We start from the raw sequence: 6445 nt of genomic DNA, 5'->3' as shown, positions 1-6445 counted from the left end.
GGTCAAAACGGCTTCCCGCCCACTTCGTAGGGCTGTTGTGGGGCCGGGGCCAATATGGCGGGGGGCCCGGCCCATGGCCCGGCCCCCCCTCGACTCTTCCCTCCCCGTCAGAACCCCGCGATCCCCCCGGATCCCCCTCCAGGCGTCCTGATGCCAAGTACGACCGGCGGGGCGGGGGAAGGGTTGTACGGTCTCCGCGGAATTTTCGAAGGTGCCCTCCGAAGGCACGGGGAACACCGTGCCGGTGTCCCGGGGCCGCCCGTCCCGGGGCCCCAGGAGGTGAGCGTCACGCGGACTGACCGTGCGGCGCCCGACTCCCGTTTCCGCCCGGCGCACGCCACCTGTCGGTGCCCGCCTCTACGGTTCCCCCATGACTCCTGTGACTCCTGTGACTCCTGAGGAAATGCGGGACAGGTTACGTCCCTTCCGTGACAAGGCGCTCGCGCGCGGGATCCCCGTCGAGGACGTGGAGCGGTGGATGGACACCGCCCGGCCCTGCGCGACGCTGGGCGAGCACGGAGAGGGGCCGGTCGTGGGGCGGTTCGGGGGGCCGCTGCTGCTTCCCGTGGGGGTCCCGCACCCCTTCCATCCCTTCGTCGCGTCCATCGACCTCGGGGCCCTGCCCGCCGGCGCGACGGATCTCCCCCTGCCGTCCGACGGCCACCTGCTGCTGTTCGCCTATCCCGAGGACTTCGGTGACCGGGAGAGCATGGGCAGCGCGGTGTACGTACCGGCGGGGACTGCCGTGGAGGAGCGGGACAAAGAGGGGTGGGCCTGGTTCGACAACGACGACGAGTACCAGGAGGTCTTCGCCCGGTTCCCGCAGGAGACGCTCAGGGCGACGGTCGACGTCTCACTGCCGTACCACCACTGGGTCGAGATACCCGAGGAGCCCCGCTGGATCCCGCTGCCCGGGCATCCACGCTCCGAGGAACTGGCCGCCGTGTGGGCCGAGACCCACGACGACATCGCCTCCTCGGGGCGGCTCCGGCTCGGCGGGTACGCCGACCAGGAGGCCGTCGACACCGACCCCGTCGGGAAGGCCGTGCGGTGCGCGGTGCAGGAGGCCGCGGCCGGGCGTTGGGGCGGGGGCGAGCCGGTGTCGGACGACCTCGCGGACTGGGTGCTGCTCGCCGAGTGGGATCCCTGGATCGACGGCTTGGAGGGCGCCACCGTCCACTGGTCCATCCAGCGCACGGACCTGGCGGCCCGGCGCTTCGACCGGACGTTCACGACGGTCTTCCGGAACCCGTAGGGGCTCCGGAGAGGGCCGGAGGGGAACTCCCGAGATCCCCCTCCGGCCCCCGCTTCACAGCGTGTGCGCCACGAACCGTTCGGCGGTCTCGGCGAGGACCTCGCGGCCGTCGCGGGCCCACAGCACGTCGTTGAACAGCTCGACCTCGATGGCGCCCGTGTACCCGGCCGCCTCGACGTACCGCTGCCACTCCCGCATGTCGATCGCGCCGTCGCCGATCTGGCCGCGGCCGTTCAGCACGCCCTCCGGCAGCGGGGTCGTCCAGTCCGCGAGCTGGAAGGTGTGGATACGGCCGCCGGCGCGGGCGATCTGCGCGGGCGCGTTGTCGTCCCACCAGATGTGGTACGTGTCCACCGTGACGCCGACCTGGTGGGCGGGGAAGCGCTCGGCCAGGTCGAGGGCCTGGGTGAGCGTGGAGACCACACAGCGGTCCGAGGCGTACATGGGGTGCAACGGCTCGATGGCCAGCTTCACCCCGTGCTCCTCCGCGTACGGGCCCAGGACGGACAGGGCATCCGCGATGCGCTCACGGGCGCCGTGCAGGTCCTTCGAGCCGGCCGGGAGGCCGCCGGAGACCAGGACCAGCGTGTCGGTGCCCAGGGTGGCCGCCTCGTCGACCGCGCGCCGGTTGTCGTCCAGGGCCGCGGCCCGCTCGTCCGGGTCGATCGCCGTGAAGAAGCCGCCGCGGCACAGGGTGGTGACGGTCAGACCCGCGTCGCGGACCAGCTTGGCCGTCTCCTCGACGCCGTACGACTGGACGGGCTCGCGCCACAGGCCGACGTTGCCGATGCCCAACTGGCCGCAGGCGTCGACCAGTTCCGGCAGGGACAGCTGCTTGACCGTCATCTGGTTGACGGAGAACCGGGAAAGGTCGGTCACTGGTTCACCCCGTACAGGGACAGCAGGTTCTTCATCCGCTCCTCCGCCAGCTTCGGGTCCGGGAACAGGCCCAGGCCGTCGGCGAGTTCGTAGGCGCGCGCGAAGTGGGGGAGGGAGCGGGCCGACTGGAGGCCGCCGACCATCGTGAAGTGCGACTGGTGGCCGGCCAGCCAGGCGAGGAACACCACGCCCGTCTTGTAGAAACGGGTAGGCGCCTGGAAGAGATGGCGCGACAACTCGACCGTGGGATCGAGGAGTTCGCGGAAGCCCTTGGCGTCACCGGTGTCCAGCACCCGGACCGCCTCGGCGGCGAGCGGGCCCAGCGGGTCGAAGATGCCGAGCAGGGCGTGGGAGAAGCCCTGGTCGTCGCCCGCGATCAGCTCGGGGTAGTTGAAGTCGTCACCCGTGTAGCAGCGGACGCCCTGCGGGAGCCGGCGGCGGATGTCGATCTCGCGCTGCGCCTCCAGCAGCGAGACCTTGATGCCGTCGACCTTGTCCGGGTGGGCGGCGATGACCTGCAAGAACACCTCCGTGGCCGCGTCCAGGTCGGACGAGCCCCAGTAGCCCTCCAGGGCCGGGTCGAACATCGGGCCCAGCCAGTGCAGGATCACCGGCTCCGCGGACTGGCGCAGGAGGTGGCCGTAGACCTCCAGGTAGTCCTCGGGGCCCTTCGCCACCGCCGCGAGGGCCCGGGAGGCCATCAGGATGGCCTGCGCGCCGGACTCCTCGACGAGGGCGAGCTGCTCCTCGTAGGCCGCGCGGACCTCGTCCAGGGTCGCGGGACCGGTGAGCTGGTCGGTGCCGACACCGCAGGCGATGAGGCCGCCGACCGACCTGGCCTCGGCGGCGCTGCGGCGGATCAGTTCGGCCGCGCCCGCCCAGTCCAGGCCCATCCCGCGCTGCGCGGTGTCCATGGCCTCGGCGACCCCGAGCCCGTGCGACCACAGGTGGCGGCGGAAGGCGAGGGTGGCGTCCCAGTCGACGGCGGCCGGGGAGTCCGGCGTGCTGTCGGCGAACGGGTCGGCGACGACGTGCGCCGCCGAGAAGACCGTACGGGAGGTGAAGGGGGTGCCGGGGGTGGCGGCGAAGGGCTCCTTGCGGGGCTCGTAGGCCCTGAAGCCCCCCTGGAAGTCGGGGAGTTCGATCGTCACAGCGCAATCTCCGGTACGTCGAGACGGCGGCCCTCGGCCGAGGACTTCAGGCCCAGTTCGGCGAGCTGGACGCCGCGGGCGCCGGCGAGGAGGTCCCACTGGTAGGGGGCGTCGGCGTAGACGTGCTTGAGGAAGAGCTCCCACTGGGCCTTGAAGCCGTTGTCGAACTCGGCGTTGTCCGGGACTTCCTGCCACTGGTCGCGGAAGACCTCGGTGGCGGGGATGTCCGGGTTCCAGACCGGCTTCGGGGTGGCCGAGCGGTGCTGGACGCGGCAGTTGCGCAGACCGGCGACGGCGGAGCCCTCGGTGCCGTCGACCTGGAACTCGACGAGCTCGTCGCGGTTGACGCGGACGGCCCAGGAGGAGTTGATCTGGGCGATGGCGCCGCTGTCGAGCTCGAAGATGCCGTAGGCGGCGTCGTCGGCGGTGGCGTCGTAGGGCTTGTCGTTCTCGTCCCAGCGCTGCGGGATGTGGGTGGCGGTGAGGGCCTGCACGGACTTCACCCGGCCGAAGAGCTCGTGGAGCACGTACTCCCAGTGCGGGAACATGTCGACAACGATGCCACCGCCGTCCTCGGCCCGGTAGTTCCACGAGGGGCGCTGGGCGGTCTGCCAGTCGCCCTCGAAGACCCAGTAGCCGAACTCGCCGCGGATCGAGAGGATCCGGCCGAAGAAGCCGCCGTCGATGAGGCGCTTGAGCTTGAGCAGGCCGGGCAGGAACAGCTTGTCCTGGACGACACCGTGCTTGATGCCCTTCGCCTCGGCGAGGCGGGCCAGCTCCAGGGCGCCGTCCAGGCCGGTGGCGGTGGGCTTCTCCGTGTAGATGTGCTTGCCGGCGGCGATCGCCTTCCTGATGGCCTCCTCGCGCGCCGAGGTCACCTGGGCGTCGAAGTAGATCTCCACGGTCGGGTCGGCGAGGACCGCGTCGACGTCGGTGGAGACGTTCGCCGGGTCCAGGCCGTGCTGCTCGGCGAGGGCCTTCAGCGCGTGCTCACGGCGGCCCACGAGGATCGGCTCGGGCCACAGCACGTTGCCGTCACCGAGGTCGAGACCGCCCTGCTCGCGGATCGCGAGGATCGAGCGGACCAGGTGCTGGCGGTAGCCCATGCGCCCCGTCACACCGTTCATGGCGATACGCACCGTCTTGCGTGTCACGTCATTCCCTTCATAGGAGTCGTACGCGGTCGTGCGCGCCGCGCACGCTCCACTGATGAGCGTTACAGCAAGCGCTTTCTATATAGGGAGAAGCTAGCCTCTGACCAACGGTCTGGACAAGACCGCGGCGGGGGTGAGTTGTTCGAGGGGGCGAACAACTGAGGGTATTGGCCTTAAGGTCGGCTCGGAACCGGGCCGTGAGGGCCCGCGTGTACGACGAAGTACGACTTGGATGCGCCGAGGCCCGCTCAGGCACGCCGCGGCGCGCGACCGGAGGACGACGAGATGACGGTGACCCTGGCGGACGTGGCGGCCCGCGCCCAGGTCTCCCCCGCGACGGTGTCGCGCGTACTGAACGGGAACTATCCCGTGGCCGCGACCACCCGTGAGCGGGTGCTGCGGGCCGTGGACGAGCTGGACTACGTGCTGAACGGGCCGGCGAGCTCCCTCGCCGCCGCCACGTCGGACCTCGTCGGGATCCTCGTGAACGACATCGCGGACCCCTTCTTCGGGATCATGGCCGGGGCGATCCAGTCGGAGATCGGGGGGCCGGGCGGACGCGCGGGCGGTGAGCGGCTCGGGGTCGTGTGCAACACCGGGGGCTCTCCGGAGCGGGAGCTGACGTATCTCACCCTGCTCCAGCGGCAGCGGGCGGCGGCGGTCGTCCTGACGGGCGGGGCGGTGGAGGACGCGCCGCACCAGGCGGCGATGTCCGCCAAGCTGCGCAAGCTCGCGGACGCGGGGACGCGGATCGTGCTGTGCGGACGGCCGCCGGCGCCGGAGACCGGGGCGTTCGCGCTGACCTTCGACAACCGGGGCGGGGGCAGGGAGCTCACCGAGCACCTCATCGGGCTCGGCCACCGGCGGCTCGGGTACATCGCGGGTCCCCAGGAGCGCACGACGACCCGGCACCGGCTGGAGGGGCACCGGGCGGCACTGGTGGCGCACGGGATCGAGGAGGACCCCCGCTGGACGGTGTACGGCCGCTACGACCGCCGCTCCGGGTACGAGGCCACGCTGGAGCTGCTGCGGCGGGATCCGTCCCTGACGGCTGTGGTGGCCGCGAACGACTCCGTCGCGCTGGGCGCGTGCGCGGCGCTGCGGGACTCCGGGCTGCGGATCCCGGACGACGTGTCCGTCGCCGGGTTCGACGACCTGCCGTTCAGCATCGACGCGGTACCCGCGCTGACGACGGTGCGGCTGCCGTTGGCGGAGGCGGGGGCGCGGGCGGGGCGGATCGCGATGGGGCGGGAGGAGCCGCCGCCCGGGGGGATCGCGACGGTTCGGGGGGAGCTGATGGTTCGGGGGTCTTCGGGGGTGCCTCGGGGCTGAGGACGGGTCTTCAGGGGTGCCTCGGGGGTGCCTCGGGGGTGGGTGCGGGCCGGTGGGGGCTGTCACGCCGGACGCGGGTCGGTCGGGGCTGGTCACCCCACGCGGGCCGGTGAGGCTGATCACGCCCTATGTGGGCCGGTCGGGGCTGGTCGCGGCCACGCGGGTTCGTGGGGCTGGTCACGCCCACGCGGGCCGATGGGGCTGGTCGCGGACATGTGCGGGCCAGTGGGGGCTGGTCACGCCCACGCGGCGCCAGGCGCAGATGACACAGCCCCGCGCCCTCTCAGGTGCTGCCCGACTCCCCCGCGGACGCCTTCCTCGCCGCCTCCTCCACCCGGTTCCGGTGCTGCTCCCACCAGTCCCCGTCCCCCGGCGCCATGTTGTCCCCCTCCGCCCGCTGCCCCACCGACCCGTCGACGAGCTCGCGTACGACGTCGGCGTGGCCGACGTGGCGGTGGGACTCGGCGATCATGTGGATCAGGATGCGGCCGAGGGTGAGCTCTGAGTGCGGGGGCCAGGGGACGCGGCCGACGGTGTCCAGGGGAAGGGCGTCGAGGGTCTCGTCCGAGTGGGCGCAGGCCCGGCGGTAGCCGTCGACGATCTGCTCGCGGCTCTCCTCTTGCCTGTCAAGCGGCTTGGAGCCAGTTGCGGTAGGTGTGGGCGAGGTCGTCGTC

At 71.9% G+C, this 6445-nt stretch carries 6 protein-coding genes; 2 read left to right on the top strand and 4 right to left on the bottom strand.

The window, feature by feature from the left end; translation table 11 throughout:
- Positions 1-403: 403 nt before the first annotated feature.
- Entirely contained in the window at positions 404-1255 is an 852-nt protein-coding gene (locus ACFVYN_RS38950) for a DUF1963 domain-containing protein (RefSeq protein WP_390007101.1), read from the top strand.
- Between the two features lie 54 nt (positions 1256-1309).
- Here ACFVYN_RS38950 and ACFVYN_RS38945 read toward each other — a convergent pair whose 3' ends face one another.
- Genes ACFVYN_RS38945 through ACFVYN_RS38935 form a run of 3 tightly spaced genes read right to left on the bottom strand, consistent with a single transcriptional unit; the run spans position 1310 to position 4439 of the window.
- Positions 1310-2134, bottom strand: a complete 825-nt coding sequence (locus tag ACFVYN_RS38945; RefSeq protein WP_390007100.1) for a sugar phosphate isomerase/epimerase family protein — start codon at positions 2132-2134, stop codon at positions 1310-1312.
- Positions 2131-3285: a dihydrodipicolinate synthase family protein gene (locus ACFVYN_RS38940; protein WP_390007098.1), complete on the bottom strand. Its 1155-nt coding sequence runs from the start codon at positions 3283-3285 to the stop codon at positions 2131-2133. The genes ACFVYN_RS38945 and ACFVYN_RS38940 overlap by 4 nt, the downstream gene beginning before the upstream one ends.
- Positions 3282-4439 (bottom strand): Gfo/Idh/MocA family protein, encoded by a 1158-nt coding sequence (locus ACFVYN_RS38935; protein ID WP_390007096.1) that lies wholly within the window; start codon positions 4437-4439, stop codon positions 3282-3284. The genes ACFVYN_RS38940 and ACFVYN_RS38935 overlap by 4 nt, the downstream gene beginning before the upstream one ends.
- A 285-nt stretch (positions 4440-4724) precedes the next feature.
- Between ACFVYN_RS38935 and ACFVYN_RS38930 the strand changes: the two genes are divergently transcribed.
- A complete protein-coding gene (locus ACFVYN_RS38930; RefSeq protein WP_390007095.1) occupies positions 4725-5771 on the top strand; it encodes a LacI family DNA-binding transcriptional regulator in 1047 nt (348 codons plus the stop codon).
- A gap of 283 nt (positions 5772-6054) precedes the next feature.
- On the opposite strand, the gene ACFVYN_RS38925 is transcribed toward ACFVYN_RS38930, so the two are convergent.
- The coding region (locus ACFVYN_RS38925) for a DUF664 domain-containing protein (protein WP_390007093.1) at positions 6055-6445 on the bottom strand (391 nt) is incomplete at its 5' end.

Source organism: Streptomyces sp. NPDC058307, from assembly GCF_042880295.1.
GTDB lineage: Bacteria > Actinomycetota > Actinomycetes > Streptomycetales > Streptomycetaceae > Streptomyces.
Note: the sequence above shows the minus strand (reverse complement) of the source record. Positions and strands in the feature narration are given on the sequence as shown.